At 63.6% G+C, this 22,896-nt stretch carries 22 protein-coding genes; 12 read left to right on the top strand and 10 right to left on the bottom strand.

The genetic code is table 11. The features are described 5' to 3' along the window. Positions 1–24 precede the first annotated feature (24 nt). The 5 genes from guaD to xdhA all read right to left on the bottom strand — a co-directional run bounded on the left by guaD (position 25) and on the right by xdhA (position 7,482). Positions 25–1,332: a guanine deaminase gene (gene guaD / locus PAF18_RS05940; RefSeq protein ID WP_271117686.1), complete on the bottom strand. Its 1,308-nt coding sequence runs from the start codon at positions 1,330–1,332 to the stop codon at positions 25–27. 102 nt (positions 1,333–1,434) lie between these two features. Continuing rightward, on the bottom strand, positions 1,435–2,736 hold the full coding sequence (locus PAF18_RS05935) for an NCS2 family permease (protein ID WP_271117685.1): 1,302 nt from the start codon (positions 2,734–2,736) through the stop codon (positions 1,435–1,437). A gap of 82 nt (positions 2,737–2,818) precedes the next feature. Then, positions 2,819–3,670, bottom strand: a complete 852-nt coding sequence (gene xdhC / locus PAF18_RS05930) for a xanthine dehydrogenase accessory protein XdhC (RefSeq protein ID WP_271117684.1) — start codon at positions 3,668–3,670, stop codon at positions 2,819–2,821. A 3-nt stretch (positions 3,671–3,673) separates the two neighbouring features. After that, complete coding sequence (gene xdhB / locus PAF18_RS05925; protein ID WP_271117683.1) at positions 3,674–6,019, bottom strand: xanthine dehydrogenase molybdopterin binding subunit; 2,346 nt, start codon at positions 6,017–6,019, stop codon at positions 3,674–3,676. Beyond that, on the bottom strand, positions 6,019–7,482 hold the full coding sequence (gene xdhA / locus PAF18_RS05920; RefSeq protein ID WP_271117682.1) for a xanthine dehydrogenase small subunit: 1,464 nt from the start codon (positions 7,480–7,482) through the stop codon (positions 6,019–6,021). The genes xdhB and xdhA overlap by 1 nt, the downstream gene beginning before the upstream one ends. Before the next feature lie 162 nt (positions 7,483–7,644). Here xdhA and PAF18_RS05915 point away from each other — a divergent pair, with 162 nt between their 5' ends. Next, positions 7,645–8,598 carry a LysR family transcriptional regulator gene (locus PAF18_RS05915; protein WP_271117681.1) on the top strand — a complete coding sequence of 318 codons (954 nt, stop codon included), beginning with the start codon at positions 7,645–7,647 and terminating at the stop codon, positions 8,596–8,598. On the opposite strand, the gene bhcR is transcribed toward PAF18_RS05915, so the two are convergent. Next, the gene (gene bhcR, locus PAF18_RS05910; protein ID WP_271117680.1) at positions 8,579–9,427 is read right to left on the bottom strand and encodes an HTH-type transcriptional regulator BhcR; all 849 of its coding nucleotides are present in this window, start codon (positions 9,425–9,427) and stop codon (positions 8,579–8,581) included. The genes PAF18_RS05915 and bhcR overlap by 20 nt on opposite strands. A gap of 169 nt (positions 9,428–9,596) precedes the next feature. Here bhcR and bhcA point away from each other — a divergent pair, with 169 nt between their 5' ends. From bhcA to bhcD, 4 genes are all read left to right on the top strand, one after another. Beyond that, a complete protein-coding gene (bhcA, locus tag PAF18_RS05905) occupies positions 9,597–10,784 on the top strand; it encodes an L-aspartate--glyoxylate aminotransferase BhcA (RefSeq protein ID WP_271117679.1) in 1,188 nt (395 codons plus the stop codon). After that, the gene (gene bhcB, locus PAF18_RS05900) at positions 10,784–11,755 is read left to right on the top strand and encodes a beta-hydroxyaspartate dehydratase BhcB (RefSeq protein WP_271117678.1); all 972 of its coding nucleotides are present in this window, start codon (positions 10,784–10,786) and stop codon (positions 11,753–11,755) included. Before bhcA ends, bhcB begins: the two co-directional genes overlap by 1 nt. Before the next feature lie 3 nt (positions 11,756–11,758). Then, the gene (gene bhcC / locus PAF18_RS05895) at positions 11,759–12,922 is read left to right on the top strand and encodes a 3-hydroxy-D-aspartate aldolase BhcC (protein ID WP_271117677.1); all 1,164 of its coding nucleotides are present in this window, start codon (positions 11,759–11,761) and stop codon (positions 12,920–12,922) included. Positions 12,923–13,036: 114 nt separating this feature from the next. Then, the gene (bhcD, locus tag PAF18_RS05890; protein WP_271117676.1) at positions 13,037–14,002 is read left to right on the top strand and encodes an iminosuccinate reductase BhcD; all 966 of its coding nucleotides are present in this window, start codon (positions 13,037–13,039) and stop codon (positions 14,000–14,002) included. Between the two features lie 14 nt (positions 14,003–14,016). Here the strand turns inward: bhcD and hisI are convergent, their stop codons facing one another. Continuing rightward, positions 14,017–14,373 (bottom strand): phosphoribosyl-AMP cyclohydrolase, encoded by a 357-nt coding sequence (gene hisI, locus PAF18_RS05885; protein ID WP_271117675.1) that lies wholly within the window; start codon positions 14,371–14,373, stop codon positions 14,017–14,019. Between the two features lie 58 nt (positions 14,374–14,431). On the opposite strand from hisI, the gene PAF18_RS05880 reads away from it, so the two are divergent. Further along, complete coding sequence (locus PAF18_RS05880; RefSeq protein WP_271117674.1) at positions 14,432–14,875, top strand: iron-sulfur cluster assembly scaffold protein; 444 nt, start codon at positions 14,432–14,434, stop codon at positions 14,873–14,875. An 86-nt stretch (positions 14,876–14,961) separates the two neighbouring features. Here the strand turns inward: PAF18_RS05880 and PAF18_RS05875 are convergent, their stop codons facing one another. Beyond that, a complete protein-coding gene (locus PAF18_RS05875; protein ID WP_271117673.1) occupies positions 14,962–15,642 on the bottom strand; it encodes a 50S ribosomal protein L25/general stress protein Ctc in 681 nt (226 codons plus the stop codon). A gap of 166 nt (positions 15,643–15,808) precedes the next feature. On the opposite strand from PAF18_RS05875, the gene PAF18_RS05870 reads away from it, so the two are divergent. Next, on the top strand, positions 15,809–16,324 hold the full coding sequence (locus tag PAF18_RS05870; protein ID WP_271117672.1) for a DinB family protein: 516 nt from the start codon (positions 15,809–15,811) through the stop codon (positions 16,322–16,324). Positions 16,325–16,385: 61 nt separating this feature from the next. On the opposite strand, the gene PAF18_RS05865 is transcribed toward PAF18_RS05870, so the two are convergent. After that, positions 16,386–17,492 (bottom strand): TRAP transporter substrate-binding protein, encoded by a 1,107-nt coding sequence (locus PAF18_RS05865; RefSeq protein ID WP_271118069.1) that lies wholly within the window; start codon positions 17,490–17,492, stop codon positions 16,386–16,388. A gap of 271 nt (positions 17,493–17,763) precedes the next feature. Here PAF18_RS05865 and PAF18_RS05860 point away from each other — a divergent pair, with 271 nt between their 5' ends. From PAF18_RS05860 to PAF18_RS05840, 5 genes are all read left to right on the top strand, one after another. After that, positions 17,764–18,636, top strand: coding sequence for an ABC transporter permease (locus PAF18_RS05860; protein WP_271117671.1), 873 nt, complete (start codon positions 17,764–17,766; stop codon positions 18,634–18,636). Beyond that, positions 18,633–19,439 (top strand): ABC transporter permease, encoded by an 807-nt coding sequence (locus PAF18_RS05855; protein ID WP_271117670.1) that lies wholly within the window; start codon positions 18,633–18,635, stop codon positions 19,437–19,439. Before PAF18_RS05860 ends, PAF18_RS05855 begins: the two co-directional genes overlap by 4 nt. 119 nt (positions 19,440–19,558) lie before the next feature. Continuing rightward, positions 19,559–20,299: a hypothetical protein gene (locus PAF18_RS05850; protein WP_271117669.1), complete on the top strand. Its 741-nt coding sequence runs from the start codon at positions 19,559–19,561 to the stop codon at positions 20,297–20,299. Beyond that, complete coding sequence (locus PAF18_RS05845) at positions 20,300–21,139, top strand: hypothetical protein (protein ID WP_271117668.1); 840 nt, start codon at positions 20,300–20,302, stop codon at positions 21,137–21,139. 202 nt (positions 21,140–21,341) lie between these two features. After that, positions 21,342–22,436, top strand: coding sequence for an ABC transporter ATP-binding protein (locus tag PAF18_RS05840; RefSeq protein ID WP_271118068.1), 1,095 nt, complete (start codon positions 21,342–21,344; stop codon positions 22,434–22,436). 31 nt (positions 22,437–22,467) lie between these two features. On the opposite strand, the gene PAF18_RS05835 is transcribed toward PAF18_RS05840, so the two are convergent. Continuing rightward, on the bottom strand, positions 22,468–22,836 hold the full coding sequence (locus PAF18_RS05835; RefSeq protein ID WP_271117667.1) for an MmcQ/YjbR family DNA-binding protein: 369 nt from the start codon (positions 22,834–22,836) through the stop codon (positions 22,468–22,470). Positions 22,837–22,896: the final 60 nt, after the last annotated feature.

Raw genomic sequence — 22,896 nt, 5'->3', positions numbered from 1 at the left:
GGCATCTGCGCCGCCTGCGCCGCGCTAACCCTTCTTGACCGGCGCCCCGGCGATATAGGTTTCCGCGATGGCACGATCGTCACCGAGCGTTTGCAGGATGAACAGCTCTTCCGACAGCGTTTTGGCCCGCGCCATGCGCAGTTCCATCGCGGGGGTGGCGCGTGCGTCCAGCACCACGATATCCGCCTCGGTCCCGGCATCGAGCGTGCCGATCCGGTCCTCCAGCCCCAGCGCCACGGCATTGCCCCGCGTGACCCAGTGGAACGCGCCCAAAGGATGCAGCTTCTGACCCTGAAGCTGGAGGATCTTGTAGCCCTGATCCAGCGTCTGAAGCATGGAATAGCTGCTGCCGCCGCCGATATCCGTGGCGATGGCGTTGGTGATGCCCCGCGCGCGCAGCCCGGCATCGTCGAACAGCCCGCTGCCCAGGAAAAGATTAGAGGTCGGGCAGAACACCGCCTTGGTGCCGGTCTCGGCCATGACCGCGATCTCTCGCTCGGTCAGGTGAATCGAATGCCCCATCAGCGCCTTCGGCCCGATCAGCCCGAAGCGTTCATAGATGCCCAGATAATCCGGCGCATCGGGATAAAGCGACGCGGTATAGGCGATTTCGTCGTGATTTTCGCTCAGATGGGTCTGGATATGGCAGTCGGGATATTCCGCGGCGAGCGCGCCGGCCATCTCGAGCTGCTCGGGTGTCGAGGTGATCGCGAAACGCGGCGAGATCGCATAAAGCCCGCGCCCTTTGCCGTGCCATTTCTCGATCAGTTCCTTGCTGTCGTCATAGCCCGATTGCGCCGTGTCGCGCAGCCCGTCGGGGGCGTTGCGGTCCATCATCACCTTGCCGCCGATCATCCGCATGTTCCGGCGGGCGGCCTCGGTGAAATATGCCTCGGCGGATGATCTGTGCACCGAGCAGAAGGCGACCGCGGTGGTCGTGCCGTGGCTGGTGAGCAGATCGAAGAAATGCCGGGCCATCTCGGCGCAATGATCGGGATCGACGAAGCGGGTTTCCTCGGGAAAAGTGTAATTGTTCAGCCAGTCGAGAAGCTGCGCCCCCCAGCTTGCGATCACCTGCACCTGCGGGAAATGCAGATGCGTATCGATGAAACCGGCCATCATCAGATGCGGATGGTGATTGACGATCTGCGCCGCGCCGGCGCGTGGCGCGATCTCGGCATAGTCGCCCACAGCCTCGATCATTCCGCCCGAGATCAGGATCGCGCCATCCTCGATATAGCGATAGGCCGCGCGATCCGTGTCGTCGCGGGGCAGGGCGGAGAAGTTCAGGATGCGTCCGCGCAAAAGGCGGGGCGGGGCTGTGTCGGTCATGCTCTGGTCCCGGTTCTCTGGTCAGAAAATATGCGGATCACGCGGAGGGTCCGGTGATCCGCACCAGTGCCCCAGACAGGGGGTTCTTGTCTCAGCTTGCGGTCATTCGGCGAAGAAGGCGAAGCGGATCACGAACAGACCCGCCACCACCCAGGTCGCGATATGGACGTCGCGCGCGCGTCCGGTCAGCAGCTTGATCAGCGCATAGCTGATAAAGCCGAAGGCCAGACCGTTGGCGATGGAATAGGTAAAAGGCATCATCAGCGCGGTCAGCACGGCCGGCGCCGCCTCGGTCACATCCTCCCATGCGATTTCCGAAAATTCACGCACCATCAGGCAGGCCACGTAGAGCAGCGCGGGCGCGGTCGCATAGGCCGGGACCGAACCCGCCAACGGCGCGAAGAACATCGCCAGCAGGAACAGCACGGCGACGACGAGCGCGGTCAGCCCCGTCCGCCCGCCCGCCTGAACGCCCGAAGCGCTTTCGACATAGGCGGTGGTCGAGCTGGTGCCCAGCATCGAGCCGGCGAGGATCGCGGTCGAATCCGCCATCAGCGCGCGGCTGAGGCCCTTGTTGGTATGGGCCGGCCCCTCGGTCAGCAGCCCGGCGCGCTTGGCGACGCCGATCAGCGTGCCGGTCGCGTCGAACACCTCGACCAGCACCATCACCAGGATAACGTGGAAGATCCCCGCCGTCAGCGCCCCGGCCAGGTCGAGCTGCATGAAGGTCGGCGCGATCGAGGGCGGCATCGACATGAGGCCACCGAACGCGCTCGCCCCGAGCAGGATCGAGGCCAGCGTGATGACCAGGATCCCGATCAGGATCGCGCCGCGGATTTTCAGCGCGTCGAGCGCTGCGGTGATGAAGAACCCGGCCACGGCCAGAAGCGGGCCGGTCTGGGTCAGATCCCCGAGCGCGACATAGGTTGCGGGATTCGCCACCACGATGCCCGAGCTGGTCAGCGCGATCAGCCCGAGAAACATCCCGATCCCCGCCGCAATCGCGCTGCGCATCGAGCTGGGGATCCCGGCGATCAGCCAGCGCCGGATGCCGGTGACCGACAGGAACAGAAAGACCAGACCCGAGATGAACACCGCACCCAGCGCCTGTTGCCAGGTAAAACCGAGCGCGCCGACCACGGTAAAGGCGAAAAAGGCGTTCAGCCCCATCCCCGGCGCCATGCCGATGGGCCAGTTCGCCCACAGCGCCATGATCGCCGAGCCGAGCGCGGCGGCGAGGCAGGTGGCGACGAAGACCGCATCGCGGTCCATCCCGGTCGACGACAGGATCTCCGGGTTGACGAAGATGATATAGGCCATGGTCAGGAAGGTGGTCGCCCCCGCGATCACCTCTGTCCTCAGGCTGGTGCCATTGGCCCTGAGGCCGAAAATCCTGTCCATCATTGTCCCTCCCATGGATGGCGGGCCGGTCTCCTGCCGGGCCCTTGTTGTCATGTGTCGGTTGGTGCGGCCCGGCGCCGCCCCGCTATCGCGTTGCCAGCCGGATCTCCCTCGCGCGATCCGGCTGCATGTGCTGCGCGGCCGGGGTCAGCGCGGTCATCAGCTCTGCCGCGACCATGGCGGCGATGATCTCGGGGCGCTTGTCGCGACTGCCGCCCGAGCCGATCGGGCAGGTCAGCGCGGCGTCCGACAGCCCGTCGCATTGCCGTGCGCACCAGCTTCGGAACTTTGCCCGCTTGGTGGCCGATCCGATCATGCCGACATAGCGCGCATCGCCGCGTTCGAGCGCCGCGGCGGTCAGCAGGAAATCCAGCGCATGGTCATGGGTCAGCACCACGAAGGCGCTGCCCGGCGGCGCGGACTGGATCTCGAATTCCGGGATCGCGCAGAGCCGCTTTTCGACCATCGCGCCCGACAGGGCCAGCTCGCCCTGACGCTGATCGGCCAGCACCGTGCGCACCGGCAGATGCTGAAGCAGATCGGCCAGCGCCCGCCCGACATGGCCCGCCCCGAGCACATAGACCGAGGGCAGGCTGTCATGGGCGCGTCGCGCGGCCGAGATGGCGGCGGCCTTGTCCGCCATGCGCATCCGCTGCACGGAAATCTCGACGCGGCCGCCGCAGCATTGCCCGATCTCGGGTCCGAGCGGCAGGTCCAGATGGCAGGCGATGTCGCCTTTCGCCAGCATTTCACGGGCGGCGTCGATGGCGCGCTGTTCCAGCTGTCCGCCGCCGATCGTGCCCGACAGCCCGGTCGCGCTGACGAACATCTCGGTCCCAGCTTCGCGCGGGGACGAGCCGCGCACACGGGTCAGCCGCAGCCGGGCGACAGGGCCGGCTTCGTTCAGAAAGCTGATGAGGCGGTTCAGCGCATACATCGCTCAGCTCCTTCCGCCGGTCCGGCGTTTCAGCCGATCCACCGCCAACAGCACCCGTTCGGGCGTGGCAGGCGAATCGAGGCGCGGGCATTCGCGATAATCCGCCACGCTCGCCACCGCCATCGAGATCGCCTCGAAGACCGAGATCCCCAGCATGAAGGGCGGCTCGCCCACGGCTTTCGACCGCTTGATCGTCATCTCGCGATTCTCCGACCAGTCGGCGAGGGCGACGTTGAAGATACGCGGCCGGTCGCTGGCCAGCGGGATCTTGTAGGTAGAGGGCGCATGGGTCCTCAGCCGGCCCTTGTCGTCCCACCACAGCTCTTCGCTGGTCAGCCAGCCGACACCCTGCACGAAGGCACCCTCGACCTGCCCCTTGTCGATGGCCGGGTTCAGCGAGCGGCCCACATCATGCAGGATATCGCTGCGTTCGATCCGGTACTCGCCGGTCAGCGTATCGACGGACACCTCGGAACAGGCCGCGCCATAGGCGTAGTAATAGAAGGGCCGGCCCTTGCCCGCGGCGCGGTCCCAATGGATTTTCGGCGTCTTATAGAAGCCCGCGGCGGACAGGTGGATCCGTGCGACATAAGCCTCGTGGATGAGCTTGGCGAAGGGCAGGATCTCGTCGCCGATATGAACGGCATTGTCGATGAATCGGATCCGATCCGGCGCGATCTGCCAGCGTTCGGCGGCGAAGGCGACGAGTCGCGCCTTGATCTGCTCGGCCGCATCGAGCGCCGCCATGCCATTCAGATCCGAGCCGCTCGATGCCGCAGTGGCCGAGGTGTTCGGCACTTTCTCGGTGGTGGTGCGGGTGATCTTGATCCGGTCGAAATCCACCTGGAACACATCCGCCACGACCTGCGCGACCTTGGTGTTCAGCCCCTGGCCCATCTCGGTCCCGCCGTGATTGAGGGAGATCGAGCCGTCGCTGTAGATATGCAGCAGCGATCCGGCCTGGTTGAAATGCGTCGCCGTAAAAGAGATGCCGAATTTCACCGGGGTCATGGCGATCCCGCGCCGGATGATCCCGCCCTCGGCATTGTGGCGCAGCACCGCGTCGCGGCGGGCCTGGTAATCGCTGCTTTCCTCCAGCTCCCGGACGATCTGGCCGAGGATATTGTCCTCGACCTTCTGGTGATAGGGCGTCAGGTCGCGCCCCTCGCCGCCATAGAAATTGGCCTTGCGGATCTCCAGCGTGTCCCGGCCGAGCGCATAGGCGATTTCCTCGATCATGCGTTCGGCGACCATGACGCCCTGCGGCCCGCCAAAGCCGCGAAACGCCGTGTTCGAAACGGTGTTGGTCTTTTGCGGGCAGGAGGTCAGCCGCACATGCGGATAGAAATAGGCGTTGTCGGCATGGAACAGCGCCCGGTCGGTCACCGGCCCCGAGAGATCCGAGGAATATCCGCAGCGCGCTGCCAGATGGCTTTCGACGGCCTGGATCACGCCGTCATCGTCGAAGGCCACGTCATAGTCGATCACGAAATCATGGCGCTTGCCGGTCGCGGTCATGTCCTGATCGCGGTCGGGGCGGATCTTCACCGGACGGTTCAGCTTTTTGGCGGCCATCGCGGCGACGACCGCGAAGATGTTCATCTGGCTTTCCTTGCCGCCGAACCCGCCACCCATGCGGCGGACATTGATGGTGACCGAATGCGACGGCACGCCGAGCACATGGGCGACCATATGCTGCGCCTCGCTGGGATGCTGGGTCGAGCAATTCACGATCACATCCTCATCCTCGCCGGGAATGGCGAAGGCGATCTGCCCTTCCAGATACATGTGATCCTGACCGCCCACGGCGATGCGGCCCTTGATGCGATGCGCCGCGCCCTGCCGTCCCGCGCCGATATCGCCGCGTTGCAGGGTCAGCGGTTCGGTCACGGTCGGGTAACCGGCCTCGCGCGCGCTGATCGGGTCGAGCGCATGGGGCAGGGGGTCGTATCCGATCTCGGCCTTCTCGGCGGCGCGCCGGGCGAGATCGCGGGTTTCGGCGACCACCGCGAAAAGCGGCTGGCCATGATATTCGACCAGCTCTTCGGGGAAGACCGGCTCGTCCTGCCGCCCGCCGGGGCTGATATCGTTGACGCCGGGAATATCGGCGGCGGTCAGCACGGCGATGACGCCCTGTGCCTTGCGCACCGCACTCAGATCCATCGCCGTGATCCGACCATGCGCCACATCCGCCACGCCGAGATAGGCGTGAAGCGTGCCCTGCGGTTCGGTGATGTCATCGGTATATTCAGCCCGCCCGGTGACATGCTTGATGGCGCTGTCATGTTCGATGCTCTGATGCGCGGTGCCTCGCGCGCGGCGCTGTTCATTCATGCGATGATCTTCCATCAGGCGACCTCCAGCCGGGGCTTGCCGGAGGTGTCGGCGTCATGTTCCAGAAAGAAGCGGCGCAGCAGGTTCTGCGCGACCAGCATCCGGTATTCGGCGCTGGCGCGCCAGTCGGAGAGCGGCTCGAAATCCTGCGAAAGTGCCTCTGCCGCCGCCTCGAAGGCGGCTTCGTTCCACTCCTGTCCGACAAGCGCGGCCTCGGCTGCGGCGGCGCGTTTCGGTGTGGCCGCCATGCCGCCAAAGGCCAGCCGCGCGGCAGAAATGCGCCCCTGCTGCACGGTGAGGCTGAACCCGGCGGCGACCGAGGAAATATCCTCGTCGCGCCGCTTCGAGATCTTGTAGGCCGCGTCGATCTGCCCCGGTGCCGGGCGCGGGATGCGAATGCTGGCGACGAAATCGCCGCTCTCGCGATCCTGCTCGCCGTAATCTATGAAGAAATCCTCCAGCGCCAGGCTGCGGCGCCCCTCGGCCTTTTGCAGCGTGACCTCCGCGCCGAGCGCGATCAGCACCGGCGGCGTGTCCCCGATGGGCGAGCCATTGGCGATATTGCCGCCGATCGTGCCCATGTTGCGGACCTGCCAGCCGGCGATGCGCTCCCAATAGGGTCCGAGATGCGGGAACGCCTCGCGCATCGCCGCCTCGGCCTCGCTATAGGTGACGCCCGCGCCGATGGTCAGCGCCTCGTCGGTGAGCTCGACCGATTTCAGCTCTTCCAGATGAGTGATGAACACGACCGGAGAGATCGGGCGCAGGAATTTCGTCACCCACAGCCCGACATCGGTCGAGCCGGCGACGATGGTTGCCTTGGGATGCGCGCCCAGAACCTTGCCCAGATCGTCCAGATCCGCCGGCAGGATCGCGCGGTCATCCTCGGGTCCGGTTTCGATCCGCCCGTTCTGGCGCATGGCGTCCAGTCGGGCTGTCAGCGTCTCGCGCTCGCGGGTGAGATAGTCATTCGCGGGGGTGTCGTATTCATTTACGGCGAGCGCCGCCCGGATGATCGGCGCATAGCCGGTGCAGCGGCAGAGATTGCCCTGAAGCGCGGTCTCGATCTGCGTTTCGCTGGGCTGCGGTGTCTCCATCCACAATGCATAAAGCGACATGACGAAACCCGGCGTGCAGAAGCCGCACTGGCTGCCATGATGCTCGACCATGGCTTGCTGGACCGGATGCAGGCGGCCGTCGGGCCCGCAGAGATGTTCGACGGTGACGATGTGGCAGCCGTTCAGCGAGGCGAGGAAGCGGATGCAGGCATTCACCGTCTCATAGCGCAGCGCGCCGTTCTGCAACCGCCCGATCAGCACCGTGCAGGCCCCGCAATCTCCCTCGGCGCAGCCCTCCTTGGTGCCGGTCAGCCGGCGCTCGATGCGAAGATAGTCCAGCAGGGTCCGGGTCGCGGGCAGTTCAGAGAGCGTGATCTCCTCGTCATTGAGCAGAAAACGGATATCGGAGGAATGCGGCATGTCTCGATCCTGTGCTGGCTCGGGCGGTGCTGGCGTTGAATATCAAATCTAACACAAGCCTAGCCAAGGTGACTGACTCGAAAAACGGTGTGTGTCGGGAAATACTTTCAACAGACTGTTGAAAGTCATAGAGTGGGTCCGATCCCAGAAGGAACGCCGCTCATGTCCTATCTCGAAAGCCTGCGGGTCTTTGTCCGCGTGGTCGAACTCGGCAGCATTACCTCGGGCGGGCGCGACCTGCGGCTGACCCCTGCCGTTGCCAGCAAGCGCATCAAGGAGCTGGAACAGCATCTAGGCGCGCGGCTGTTCAACCGCACCACCCGATCGCTGACCCCGACCGAACTGGGCAAGAGCTTCTATGACGAGGCCCGCCGGGTGCTGGCGGCGGTGGAACATGCCGAATCCGTCGCGGCGCAGTTCTCGGGCGTGCCGCGCGGGGTGATCCGGGTGACCGCGCCGCTGGGTCTTGGCCGGCGGATCATCGCGCCGCTGATCCCGGAATTCGCCGAGCGCCACGCGGAGACCGAGATCCGTATGAGGATGTCGGATCGCAAGGTGGATATTCTTGCCGACGGGATCGACCTGGCGTTTTTCGTGGGCACGCCGCCCGATTCGAGCCTGAAGCTGCGCAAATTCGCCGATTGCCCGCGCGTTCTTTGCGCCGCGCCGTCCTATCTGGCGCAGCATGGCACGCCGCAGACCCCCGATGACCTGATGAGCCGCCATAACTGCCTGCTGCTGCGCTATCCGCGTTCACCGGAATATTTCTGGGTGCTCGACACGCCCGAAGGTCCGCGCAAGCTGGAGGTGCGGGGCCGGTTCGATGCCGATGACAGCGATGTGCTGACCGGCTGGGCGCTTGCCGGTGCCGGGATCGTGAACAAGCCGCGCTTTGATGTGGCGGGGCATCTGGCTGCGGGTCGGCTGGTCGAGATCCTGCCGGAGACGCCGCCCGTCGCCTCGATCTTTGGCTGTCTTTACCCGCATCGGCGATTGCAGGATCCGAAGATGCGTCTTCTGGTCGATTTCGTGGCCGGGCGAGCGGTCAAGGCCATGAGGCAGGACGGGGCAGACCCTGGCTCGGCAGGGCCGCGGGTCAGCCGGATCGGGGTGTGACGACGCCGCCAATCGCCGCGGTCAGCGCGCGGGCCGCCGCGATCACCGGACGGCTGAGCGGCTCGATCTGGTCCGGTCCGATCCGGCTCGTCGGCCCCGAGACCGAGATCCCCGCCGCGGCCTCGCCATGCATGTCGAAAACCGGCGCGGCAATGCAGCGCATTCCGAGCGTCTTTTCCTCGTTATCCACGGCGTAACCGCGCGCCCGGCTGAGCGACAGGTCGCGCGCCAGACGTTCGGGCGTTATAAGGCTGTGTTCGGTAAAGGCTTCGAGCCCCTGCGCGGCGATGATGCGCGCGGCGCGGGGTTCTGCCATGCCGGCAAGCAGCGCCTTGCCGATCCCGGAGGCATGCATCGGCGAGAGCGTGCCGGGCGGGAAAAAGGCCCGGATGCTGGCATGGGTCTCGACCTGGCTCACGAACAGCACCGCGCCGTCGGTTTCGACACCGAGATTGGCGGTTTCGCCGGTGTCTTCCATCAATTGCCGCAGGATCGGCCGGGCGCGCTCGACAAGGCTGGTGCGGCGCAGATAGCGGGCGCCGATGACGAAGGCGCGGGGTCCGATATGCCAAAGCTGCGCTTCGGCATCGAATTCCACCAGGCCGCGCCGTTCCAGCGTCACGAGAATGCGATAGACCGTCGCCGGGGACTGGCCCATATCTTCGGCGATGCTGCCAAGGGTCAGCCCCTGCGCGGCGCTGAGAAACTCGAACACCTCCATCGCGCGGTCGAGCGATTTGATGATGTTCTGATCGCTCTTATCCTCCCATCCGCGAGGCCGGCCACGAGGTCGGCGCGGGGGGTCCCCATCATTGTCTTGAGATTCCATCAAAACTCTTTCATTTTAAGTGAAAACACTATTCATGATATGAAAAATATAAGGCACTGACAATAAATAATTTTTACGCTGAGTTGCCGTCGGGTGATGCGAATCCAAAAAAATATATCGATCCCGGCCTGTGGCCTAGGCTGGAGGGCATCACGGAAGGAGCGAGCCCATGAGTTTTCAGAACCCGGTTTTCATTCCCGGTCCCACGAATATCCCGGAAAGCCTGCGCAAGGCCTGCGATATGCCGACGATCGACCATCGCTCGCCGCTCTTCGGGCAGATCCTGCATCCGGCGCGCGAGAGCGTGCGCAAGATCCTGAAAAGCGACAGTGCCGAGATCTTCATCTTCCCCTCGACCGGCACTGGCGGCTGGGAAACCGCGCTCAGCAACACGCTTTCGGCAGGCGACAAGGTTCTGGCGGCGCGCAACGGCATGTTCAGCCATCGCTGGATCGACATGTGCCAGCGTCACGGGCTGGAGGTCGAGATCGTCGAAACGCCCTGGGGCGCCGGGCTTCCTGCGGATCGCTATGAAGAGATCCTCAGCGCGGATAAGAACCACGAGATCAAGGTCGTGCTGGCAACGCATAACGAGACCGCGACCGGGGTGAAATCCGACATTGCCGCAGTGCGCCGCGCGCTCGATGCGTCGGAGCATCCGGCGATGCTGTTCGTGGACGGGGTGTCCTCGATCGCCTCGATGGATTTCCGCTTCGACGAATGGGGCGTCGATGTCGCCGTGACCGGCTCGCAGAAAGGATTCATGCTGCCGCCGGGGCTGGCCATTATCGGGTTCAGCGAAAAGGCGATGGCGGCGACCGAGGCGGCGACGCTGCCGCGCACCTTCTTCGATGTGCGCGACATGGAAAAAGCCTATGCCAACAACGCGTATCCCTATACGCCCGCGGTGGGGCTGCTGAACGGGCTGAACCAGGCCTGCGGGATGTTGCTGGCCGAGGGGCTGGAGCATGTCTTTGCCCGCCATCACCGCATCGCCGAGGGCGTCCGCGCCGCGGTGCGTGGCTGGGGGCTGGAGCTTTGCGCGGTCTCGCCCGATGTCTATTCCGACACGGTCAGCGCCGTGCGCACGCCGGAAGGCTTCAACGCCACCGAGATCGTCACCCATGCGGCGCAAGCCTATGGCGTGGCCTTCGGCGTCGGGCTGGGCGAGGTGGCCGGCAAGGTCTTCCGCATCGGCCATCTGGGCAGTCTCACCGATGTGATGACGCTGTCGGGGCTGGCCACGGCCGAAATGTGCATGGCCGATCTGGGCCTCGATATCAAACTTGGCTCTGGCGTCGCGGCCGCGCAGGATTACTATCGCAGCAATCCTGTTCAAATGCGAAAGGCCGCGTGATGCTGGATGAGACCGTAAAGATCCCAAGCTACGAGGATATGCTGGCGGCGCATGAGCTGATCCGCCCGCATATCCGCCTGACCCCGGTGCGCCAGTCGGATTACCTGAACGAGCTGACCGGCGCCGATCTGTTCTTCAAATGCGAGAATTTTCAGGAGCCCGGCGCGTTCAAGGTGCGCGGCGCCGCGAATGCGGTGTTCGGGCTGGGTGACGAACAGGCGAAGAAGGGGGTTGCGACCCATTCCTCGGGCAACCACGCCTCGTGCCTGTCCTACGCCGCCATGCTGCGGGGCATTCCCTGCAACGTGGTGATGCCGCGCACTGCGCCTCAGGCCAAGAAGGACACGGTGCGACGCTTCGGGGGCAAGATCACCGAATGCGAGCCCTCGACCTCGTCCCGCGAAGAGGCATTTGCCAAGGTTCAGGCCGAAACCGGGGGCGATTTCGTTCATCCCTATAACGACCCCCGCGTGATCGCCGGGCAGGGGACCTGCTCGAAGGAGCTGATGGAACAGACCGGCGGGCTGGATATGGTCGTGGCCCCGATCGGCGGCGGCGGAATGATCTCGGGCACCTGCCTGACGCTGGCCACGCTCGCCCCTGAGACGAAGGTCATCGCGGCAGAGCCGGAAACCGCCGACGATGCCTATCGCAGCTTCAAGGCCGGCAAGATCATCGCCGATGATGCGCCGAAATCGGTAGCGGACGGTCTGCTGGTGCCGCTGAAGGATCTGACCTGGCATTTCGTGTCGAACCATGTCTCGGAGATCTACACAGCCTCGGAAGAGGAAATCGTCGATGCGATGAAGCTGATCTGGAAATATCTGCGCATCGTGATGGAGCCGTCGAGCGCCGTGCCGCTCGCCACCATTCTGAAGAACAAGGATGCCTTCGCCGGAAAGCGCGTCGGCATTATCGTGACCGGGGGCAATGTCGATCTCGACCGGCTGCCCTGGATGAAAGGAGACTGAGTCATGAACGCACCCGCGAAATTCGACGATTACGAGGTCGGCTTCGACATTCCGGCCAAGCCGGGCATGGACGAGGCGGATATCCAGACGCCCTGCCTGGTGCTGGATCTCGACGCGCTCGAGCGCAACATCAAGAAGATGGGCGATTACGCCAAGGCGCACGGGATGCGCCATCGCAGCCACGGCAAGATGCATAAATCGGTGGATGTGCAGAAGCTTCAGGAAAGCCTGGGCGGCGCGGTCGGGGTCTGCTGCCAGAAGGTCAGCGAGGCCGAAGTCTTTGTGCGCGGCGGCATCAAGGATGTGCTGGTCAGCAATCAGGTTCGCGATCCCAAGAAGATCGACCGCCTCGCGCAGCTGCCCAAGCTGGGCAGCCGGATCATCGTCTGCGTGGACGACATCGACAATGTCTCGGCGCTGTCCGAAGCCGCGCAGAAACACGGCACCACGCTGGAATGCTTCGTGGAAATCGACTGCGGCGCCGGGCGCTGCGGCGTCACCACCACCGAGGATGTGGTCAAGATCGCCAAGGCCATCGACGCCGCTCCGGGTCTGAAATTCACCGGCATCCAGGCCTATCAGGGCGCGATGCAGCATATCGACAGCTATGAGGACCGGAAGGCCAAGCTGGACACCGCGATTGCGATGGTCAAGGACGCGGTGGACGGGCTGAAGGAGGCCGGGCTTGAACCCGAGCTGGTCTCTGGCGGCGGCACCGGCTCTTATTACTTCGAATCCAACTCGGGCGTTTACAACGAGCTTCAATGCGGCTCTTACGCTTTCATGGATGCCGATTACGGCCGCATCCTCGACAAGGACGGCAAGCGGATCGACCAGGGCGAATGGGAGAACGCGTTCTTCATCCTCACCCAGGTCATGAGCCACGCCAAGGAGGACAAGGCGATCTGCGATGCCGGGCTCAAGGCACAGTCGGTCGATAGCGGGCTGCCCTTCATCTATGGCCGCGACGATGTGGAATATGTGAAATGCTCGGATGAGCACGGGGTGATCGCGGACCCGGACGGGGTTCTGAAAGTGGGCGAGAAGCTGAAGCTTGTGCCGGGCCATTGCGACCCGACCGCCAATGTCCATGACTGGTATGTGGGCGTGCGCGGCGGCAAGGTCGAATCCGTCTGGCCGGTATCGGCGCGCGGCAAGGCCTACTGATCCCCGGCTGAACGACAAACTCCGGCGCCTGCGCGGCGCCGGTTTCTGCCCATGTGCGGGCCGCCAATCCGGCCATTCCACAGGGGCGCATGAACACTGATACGGAGCTTTTTGATGCTGATTGTCCCCGAACGCGAAATTGCCGATCTGATGACCCGCGAGGCGGCCTTCGAGGCGGTCGAGAAGGTCTTCGCCGCGATGGCTTCGGGGGATGCCTATAACTTCCCCGTCATCCGCGAGGCGATCGGGCATGAGGACGCGCTTTACGGCTTCAAGGGCGGCTTCGACCGCGCCGGGCTGACGCTTGGGCTGAAGGCGGGCGGGTATTGGCCGAACAATCTGGAAAAGCGCGGGCTGATCAACCACCAGTCGACCGTGTTCCTGTTCGATCCCGATACCGGCAAGGCTGCGGCGATGGTGGGCGGCAATCTGCTGACGGCGCTGCGCACGGCTGCGGCATCTTCGGTGTCGATCCGGCATCTGGCGCGGCAGGATGCAAAGGTTCTTGGCATGATCGGGGCCGGGCATCAGGCGAAATTCCAGATGCGCGCAGCGCTTGAGCAGCGCGATTTCCAGAAGGCGATCGGCTGGAACCTCCATCCCGAGATGCTGTCGAACCTGCAAGAGGTCGCCGATGAGGCCGGCATCCCCTTCGAGGCGGTCGAGTTGGACGGCATGACCGAGGCCGATGTGATTATCTCGATCACCTCGTCCTTCGATGCGATCCTCAAGGCGGATCAGGTTTCGCCGGGCACGCATATTGCCTGCATGGGCACCGACACCAAGGGCAAGCAGGAGGTCGATCCGCAGCTTCTGGTTCGTGCGGATGTGTTCACCGATGAGGTCGCGCAATCGGTGACGCTCGGCGAGGCGCAGCATGCCGTGGCGCAGGGTCTGATCTCCGAGACGGATATCTCGCAACTGGGCGCGGTCATCAATGGCAGCAATCCGGGCCGCGTCTCGGACGAGCAGATCACGTTGTTCGACGGCACCGGGGTGGGGCTTCAGGATCTGGCCGTCGCGTCGGCGGTGGTCGATCTGGCGGTGCAGCAAGGCGTCGCCATCGAGGTCGATTTCTGAGGCCGCGCCCGAACTCAGCCGATGGGAGAGAGGATCTCGACCTCTTTCCCGTCGCGGATCGCCGTGTAGAAGCAGCTTCGGCGGTTCGTGTGGCAGGCGGGGCCCTGCTGCTCGACAAGAACCAGAAGACAGTCGCTGTCGCAATCGACGCGCAGTTCGATCAGTTTCTGAACATGGCCCGAGCTTTCGCCCTTGACCCAGAAGCTTTGCCGCGAGCGTGACCAATAGGTGACGCGCCCGCTGTCCAGACTGCGGCGCACCGACTCTTCGTTCATCCAGGCCATCATCAGCACGTCACCGCTTTCCGCGTCCTGCGCAATGGCGGGGATCAGCCCGTTGGCGTCGAAACGCAGCGTGGCAGGGTCGAACATCGGGTTTCCTTTCAGCCTTTCGGTGCCTATCTAGGCGTTAATACTCGCGGGGGAAACCATGTCCGACGCCGATATGATGCAGCTCTATTCCAAGCGGATCCTTGCGCTCGCCGCGGATATTCCGCATCTGGGCAAGCTGGCCGATGCGCAGGGCAGCGCAATGAAACGCTCTCCGCAATGCGGGTCGACGGTGACGGCGCATGTGCGGATGGAGGACGGGCGCATCGCCGGATTCGCTCAGGAGGTCCGTGCCTGCGCGCTTGGACAGGCCTCGGCCGGGGTGCTGGGGCAGGCGGTGATGGGCGCATCGCGCGAGGACATCGCACGCGGGGCGGACCAGCTTCGCGCGATGCTGAAAGAGGACGGCCCGGTGCCTGACGCCCCCTGGAACGGGCTGGAGGTGCTGATCCCGGCCCGCGACTATCCCAACCGTCACGCCTCGATCATGCTGTGCTGGCAGGCGACGCTCGCGGCGATGGACGAGGTGGCGGACCCGGGCTGACGCGGGCGGTTGTGGCGATGGTTGCCAGCACATGAAAAAGGCGGCGCATGGGGCGCCGCCTTTTCTGTGTCCGCAGGTCGGGAAGATCACTCTTCCGCGTTTTCCTCGGCGGTCTCTTCGCCTTCGGCCTCGGTGGCCTCGCCTTCGCCCTCTGCGGCTGCGGCATCAGCATCCTCTTCCGATTCCTCGGAGACAAGGGCCGACGGCGCCGCGATATTGGCGATCACGAAGTTGCGGTCCGTGGTCGGCTTTGCGCCCGAGGGCAGTTTGACGTCCTCGATATGGATCGAATCGCCGATTTCCTTGCCTTCCAGATCGACAACGATGCTTTCCGGGATGTCGCCGGCGGTCACGCGCAGCTCGACTTCCGGGCGCACGGTGACCAGAGTGCCGCCGCGCTTGAGGCCGGGCGCGAGTTCCTCGTTGATGAATTCGACCTGAATGAACAGGTTCACCTTCGAGGTGCGGCGCAGTCGCATGAAGTCGATATGGGTCGGCAGATCCTTCACGACATCCTTCTGGACGGCGCGGCAGATGACGCGGACATCGTCCTCGCCCTCGACCTTCATGTTCCACAGCGTGGACATGAAACGACCGGCGCGCAGCTTGGTCAGAAGCTGGTTGAAGTCGAACTGAATGGCGAGCGGGTCCTTGCCGTCGCCATATACGATGCCGGGCACCTTGCCTTCGCGGCGAGCTTTGCGGGCGGCCCCCTTGCCTGTCCCCGCGCGTGCCTCGGCCACCAGATCCGGGATCTCTTTGGCCATGATATTTTCCTTTCAACATGAGCGGCTTCCTCCAAGGGTGAAGCCGAAGCCGGGCGCATAGCAGGGATCGGGGCGGATGGGAAGGGGGAAAGCCGGGATTGGCGGGTGTTTCACACGCGCTTGCCGGTCTAAGATGGGCGTGAAGCGGATCAGGCGGAGAGGCGCGATGATCGACAGGGCTTATGTCACCCAGATGGCGAGATATAATCTCTGGCAGAATGACGGAATGCTCGGGGCGGCGAGCGGATTGAGCGCGGCGGAGCGTCAGCGTGAGCGAGGTGCGTTTTTCGGTTCGATCGAGCGGAGCTTCTCGCATCTCTGGTGGGGTGACCGAATGTGGTTCAGCCGCTTCGCCGACGAACCGAAGCCCGAACAGGATATCAGCGAATCGGGCGATCTCATCGCAGACTGGACGCGCTTCACCGAGAACCGCCGCGCGTTCGATCGGCGCATCCTGCAATGGGCGCGCGAGTTGCCGGAGGTGTGGCTGGAGGGCGATCTCGATTGGTATTCGGGTGCCACGGCCACGCATCGCTCGCAGCCGAAATGGCTGCTCGTCACGCATTTCTTCAACCATCAGACCCATCACCGCGGCCAGATACACGCCATGCTGACCGCCGCCGGGGCGCGGCACGATCTGACCGATCTCGCCTTCATGCCCGAGCCCTATAGCAGCATGTGATCGCCCGGAACGAGAAAGGGCGCCCCGCAGGGCGCCCTTTCGGCAATCAGGGACCGCGCGCCTATAGCGTGCCGTTGCGCTGCTGGATCATCATGAAGGTGTCATAGGTATATTCCGCCGTCTGGTTATAGAGATACCAGTCCGCACGGAACGCCTTGATCGAGGACCAGATCTTGTTCCAGCTTTCGTTATTGGCGTCGAGCTCTGCATAGACCTCGTTGGCGGCCTGATAGAATGCCTCCATAACCTCGGGCGGGAAGGGACGCAGCTCGGCACCGCCGGCCACGAGCTCTTTCAGCGCGGTGGGGTTCTTCCAGTCATATTCCTGAAGCATGTCGGCATCGGCGGCCTGGCAGCAGGTGCGCAGCAGCGACTGATAGGCCGGCGGCAGCTCGTCAAATTTTTCCTTGTTGAACATGAAATGGACGGTCGGGCCGCCTTCCCACCAGCCGGGATAGTAATAATAGGGCGCGACCTTCGCGAAGCCGAGCTTCTGGTCGTCATACGGCCCGACCCATTCGGCGCCGTCGATGGTGCCCTTTTCCAGCGCCGGATAGACATCGCCGCCGGCCAGCTGCTGGGGCACCACGCCGAGCTTTTCGCAGACCGCACCGGCAAACCCGCCGAGCCGGACCTTGAGGCCCTTCAGATCGTCGACCGAGTTGATTTCCTTGCGATACCAGCCGCCCATCTGCACGCCGGTATTGCCGCCGGGATAGGCGACGATGTTCTGGGTGCCCATGAACTCGTTGAACAGGTCGATCCCGCCGCCATGATAATGCCAGGCGTTCATCGCCCGCGCCGAGAGCGAGAAGGGCACCGTTGCGCCGAGCGCCCAGGTCGGGTCCTTGCCCCAATAGTAATAGGCCACGGTATGCGCGCAATCGACCGTGCCTTCGCTGACCGCATCGGCGGCTTGCAGCCCGCCGACGATCTCGCCGGCGGCGAAGGGCTGGATGGTGAACTTGCCGTCGGTCGCCTCGCTCAGCATCCGGGCCAGCACCTCGGCGCCGCCATAGATCGTGTCGAGCGATTTCGGGAATGACGAGGTCAGCCGCCAGTTGATCGTCGGCATCTCTTGCGCGATGGCAGGCGCGGCGAGGCTGGTTGCGGCGGCGGCCGATGCGCCGCCGAGCGTCGCATGGGTCAGAAAACGGCGCCGGTCGATTTTGGATTTATCGGTCATATGTCCTCCACTGCGCGGAGCTCGTCCGGCTCCGCTTGCGGAATATATTGTGCACGCGATGCGGTTTCTGTCGAGACGAAACGCCGCGCGCCCCATCAAAAATGCAGGTCGGACGGTGACACGGGCCAGCACCAGCGTGTGCCGGACGGCGAGGGTCCGTATGGAAAACCCGGTGCGGCAGCCGGCGCGAAGCCGCTTTTCATCGCGCCGATCCGTTTATACTGTCGGGGAAACGCGCCCGAAGGGAGGCCGCATGTCCGCAACACGTTTCGACGCCGAAGCCCGGCAGGGTCTCGCCATGGTTGCGCCACCGCTGATCTATGCGGTGCTGATCCTCGCCGCGCCGGTCATGACGATCCTGGCCTATTCCTTTTTCAAGGACGGCTATCTGGAGATCATCCGCGAATTCACCCTGGAGAACTACCGGATGGTGCTGGCCGATCCGGTGTTTCACAAGGTGATGCTGCGGTCGGTTGTGGTGGCGGTGCTGGTGACGCTGGCGACCGTGCTGCTGGCCTTTCCGGTGGCCTATTTCCTGTCCTTCATGGTCCGGCCCGAGCGCAAGGCGATGTGGATATTCCTCATCACCATCCCGTTCTGGACCTCTTATCTGATCCGGGTTTTCCTGTGGAAAGCCCTGCTGGCCGAAAATGGGGTGGTCAATTCGATTCTGCTTCAGCTTCACATCATTTCCGAGCCGATCAGCAACATGCTCTTCAATGTCGAGGCGATGGTCATCACGCTGGCCCATGCCTATGCGCCCTTCGCGATCCTGCCGATCTATGTGGCGCTGGAAAAGATAGACCGCTCGCTTCTCGAGGCCGGGCGGGATCTTGGCGAATCGCGCCTGATGACCTTCTGGCGCGTGACATTGCCGCTGGCCATGCCGGGCGTGATCGCCGCGACGCTGATCGTCTTTATCCCCACCATCGGCGATTACGTGACGCCTGAGCTGATCGGCGGCGGCAAGGTGCCTCTGATCGCGAATATGGTGCAGGCCAATATGCTGGCCATCGACAACAAGCCGATGGGCTCGGCGCTGGCGGTGACGGCGATGCTGATCGTGGCCGTGATGAGCCTGATCTTCGTCTTCCTGAACCGCAAATTCCTGAGGGTGACGTCATGAAGGGCAGCGGATTGCGCATCTATGCCATCGCCTATCTGATCTTTCTCTATGCGCCGATCCTGCTGCTGCCGCTTTTCGCGTTCAACTCGGGCACGATCATCGCCTTTCCGCTGAAAGGGTTCAGCACCGACTGGTTCAGCCAGATGGTCGCCGACGCGACGCTGCGGCGCGCCTTCACCAATTCGATGATCATCGCGGTCAGCTCGGCGCTTCTGGCGACCTCGCTGGGGATCTTCGCGGCGCGGGCATCGACCCGATACGAGTTCCCGTTCAAGGGCGGCATCATGGGGCTTATCATGGTGCCGCTGGTCCTGCCCGAGATCATCGTCGCCATGTCACTGCTGGTGGTGCTTCTGGCCATCGGGATCGAGCTGTCGATCCTTACCGTCATCGTCGGTCACACGCTGCTCTGCATGCCCTATGCCATCGCCATTCTGTCCACCGCCTTCAACAGCCTCGACCAATCGCTGGAAGAGGCCGCCTATGATCTGGGCGAAACCCGGTGGAGCGCCTTCCGGCTGGTGATCCTGCCTCTGGTCATGCCGGGCATCATCTCGGCATTACTGATGAGCTTTACCATCTCGCTGGACGAGTTCATCATCGCCTTCTTCCTGGCCGGGAACGAGCCGACCCTGCCGACCTATATCTTCAGCCAGCTCCGCTTCCCGAAATCCGTTCCGGTCATCATGGCGCTTGGCACGGTTCTGGTCGCCATCTCGATCCTGCTGCTCGCCACCGCGGAATATTTCCGCCGCAGAGGAGTCGCGCGGACGGGGCAGAAAGACACGGGCGGATTCATCTGATGCCGCTGCCGGAAGATCGCGCCTCGAAGGGGCCTCGGATAACACTTGCCCAACATGATTAACGGCCCGCTTCCTTGACACCTGACCACGAAAAAGACCCCGGCAGTGCGCAGCCTCGCGTGCGGACACTTTATTCTTCCGCAGCGCTGGAGCTTTGCTATCTGCCGGGCAGGGGCGATCAACTGGTCTGTGTGTTCTCGTCCATCGGTCGGGGGCGAGAGATCTCCAGGGGTCTGCCGACCGGGAACGAGTTCATCGGCTCTGTCTCTGGCGCGGGCAGCCGTCATGTTCTCTTCATCAAGGATAATCTTCGAAGCTGGTTCTCACATGAATCCCTGCGGGATCTCTGGGTCGGGCTGGCCCTCACCGTTCGTCGAATGATCGAGCCGCGATCCGTGACGACGCTCGGGCTCAGCATGGGCGGCTATGCGGCATTGAAATTCGCCAAACTGCTCGACGCCGACACGGCAGTTGCGTTCAGCCCGCAATTCAGCGTCGATCCGAGTGTGGTCAGGGATCGGCGCTGGCAGCGTTTTCTTCACAATGTCGATATGGAGGCACGGCCCACCGTGATGGAAGAAGATCTGGGCGACACGAAATATTTCGCGCTGTTTGGCGGTGAGGCAAATCGTGACCGTCGCCATGCGGAATGTTTCATGCGCCTTCCATCGATGCAGGTTCTCTTGACCGTCAACGGCTATCACAACTTTCCCAGCCAGCTTAAAGAGGCCGGTGTGCTGGATGACCTCATTGATGCCGCGATCATGGGGGATAATCTTGTCGACCGCGCGGAATTCGGGCTTTTGCCGATGGCCGGCCAGGAACATAAGCGCATGCGCGAATCACGGAAGGACAGCTGAATGCCCATTTCCGTTTTCCATTCCGGCGATCTGACCGTTGTCACGCCACCGGGAAGGATATTGACACAGGTGGGCGAGGACATCGCGGCCGGTTTCGCCGGGACGCTCGCCGAGAAATTCGTTCTCTATGTCGGGGCACATGTGCTGTCGCCAATGGAGTTCGAAGGGCGCTCGGTCGGGGTTCAAACCGAACAGTTCTTCGATGAAACCGGCGAAAAGCTGTGGAATCGCCTGTCCGTTCGCAGGGTCGGGCATATGCTCTCCAGCTTCGATCACGTGCTCGATCTTTCGCCATCCAACGCGCCGCTCTACGCATCTGCTTCGGACGAGCTCCGCGCGAAGCTCATTTTCGGCCCCTATATCTTTCCCGATCACCAGCCCGAATTCGTTCCCGGCGCGGGCAATCCGATCTTTTTCGGCACGCCGACCGGGCGCCGCAAGGAGAGGCTGCGCGAATTGTCGCGCGTCTCGACGATCGAGCGTGTGCGGCGCGGGACATTTGGCGAGGAGCTGGCGGCATTGGTCAGGCCCGCCTCGGCGGTGGTGAACCTTCATATCGGCGAAGGCATTTACACCGAATATCCGCGGATGCTCAGCGCCTATCTGAGCGGCAAGGCGGTGCTGTCGGAACCGCTGGCGGCGCCACTCGAAAAGGGTAAGCATTATGCCGATATAGAGACGCCGTTCGATCCGGCCGATGCTGAAACGCATTTTCGTAATTTTGCCGAGTTTGCCCGTGAGTTCAGCATATCGAGATTGTTCGAACATCCCGTCATACGCGCCGCAGCCGTTCCGCCTGGCGACGGAAAAACGGGCGGGACCGCTGGCTCTGGCGATTGAGGTTGGGAATTGCGCTTGACGCAGCGCGCGCAAGATTATCAGCTTGAGCCAAAAGCGGCGGCAGTCACGCAGCTTTCGAGACATAACGCAGGATGACCGAGTGACGGACAGCCAGATTTCTTCTCAGGACACGGCGCGCGACGGCAAGGCCCGGCAGGCCAGATCCGCCGGACGCTATGCCGAGTTGCAGGCGGCGCGGCCGATGATCGAGTGTCGCGGCGTGCATAAATATTACGGCGAGTATCACGCCCTGCGCGGCATCGACCTGACCATTCGCGCCGGCGAGTTCTTTTCGCTGCTCGGGCCGTCGGGCTGTGGCAAGACCACGCTGCTCAGGACCATTGCGGGGTTCGAGGATATCTCGCAGGGGGTGGTTCTGATCGACGACAAGGACATGGTTCAGGTCCCGGCGAACAAGCGTCCGACCAACATGGTTTTCCAGTCCTATGCGATCTTTCCGCATCTGAGCGTGGCCGAGAATGTCGCCTTCGGTCTGCGCCGCGATCCTCGGCCCAAGGCGGAGAAATCGGCCGCCGTGGACGAGGCGCTCGCCATGGTCGGTCTGTCAGGCTATGGGCAGCGTGCCGCCCATGCGCTGTCCGGCGGGCAGCGGCAGCGCGTCGCCCTGGCCCGTGCGCTGATCCTCAAGCCGAAGGTGCTTCTGCTGGACGAACCGCTTTCGGCGCTCGACCGCAAGATGCGCGAGCAGATGCAGGTCGAGCTGATCAAGCTGCAACGCCAGGTCGGCATCACCTTCGTTCTGGTCACCCATGACCAGGAGGAAGCGCTGGTCATGTCCGACCGTATCGCGGTGATGTTCGAGGGTGGTATCGCGCAGCTTGACGAACCCGAGACGCTTTATGCGCGCCCGTCCAGCCGGAGGGTGGCGGATTTCATCGGGGTGATGAATTTCCTGCCTGCGACGATCCTTTCCGATGCCGCGGATGGGTTGCGTGTCGATGTGGAGGGTCTGGGCGAGATCGACATTCCCGCCGCCCAGATCGCCGAGAAAGGCGAGGCGGATGACGCGCCGATGATCGGCTTCCGCCCCGAGGCCGTGAATGTGTTTCCCGAGGGACAGCAACAGAACGCCCCGCGCCAGAGCGGTGGGATCATCGACGAGGTCGTCTATTACGGCGACATGACCTATTACGATGTGCGGCTCGATGAAGAGGACGGCACCACATCGGAACCCGTCCGCATCTCGATGCGCAACGTCTTCGGGCGGGATATTCCGGATGTCGGCACACGGGTCTCGGTCGGCTGGTCCCCGTCGACGATGATCCTGTTCCGCTGAGACGCAGGGCGCGGCCGGGATCTGGCCGCGCTCAGAACTCCATGCGCAGAGCGGCGGGATCGAACGGCGCCAGCCCGTCGCGGATCGTGCGGGGCAGCTTTTCGCGGATCAGGCAATAGGAGCGGATGATGCGATGCGCCAGCTCGTCGCGTGCCGCGTTGCAAGGCAGGGCGACCCAGCTGCGATGCATATAGGGCGCTCGAAAGGCGACGCCCGCCTCGATCAGCATGGTTGCGGTCTCGCGCGTGTCGCATTTCACCGAGACCCGGTCCTCGCGCGTGCCGATCAACGCGAAGATCCGCTCACCGAGTTTCCAGCAATCATGGCCGCCGCCCCAGGGATCGGAATGCACCGCTCCGGGAAACTCCGCGCAGAAATCATTGACCCAGCCTCTGCTCATATCCCGATCTTATAGCACGAAAACGCCATGCGCGCTGCGGAAATGCCCTGGGCGCGGGGG

Origin of the sequence: Paracoccus sediminicola (assembly GCF_027912835.1) — a bacterium.
GTDB lineage: Bacteria > Pseudomonadota > Alphaproteobacteria > Rhodobacterales > Rhodobacteraceae > Paracoccus > Paracoccus sediminicola.
Note: the sequence above shows the minus strand (reverse complement) of the source record. Positions and strands in the feature narration are given on the sequence as shown.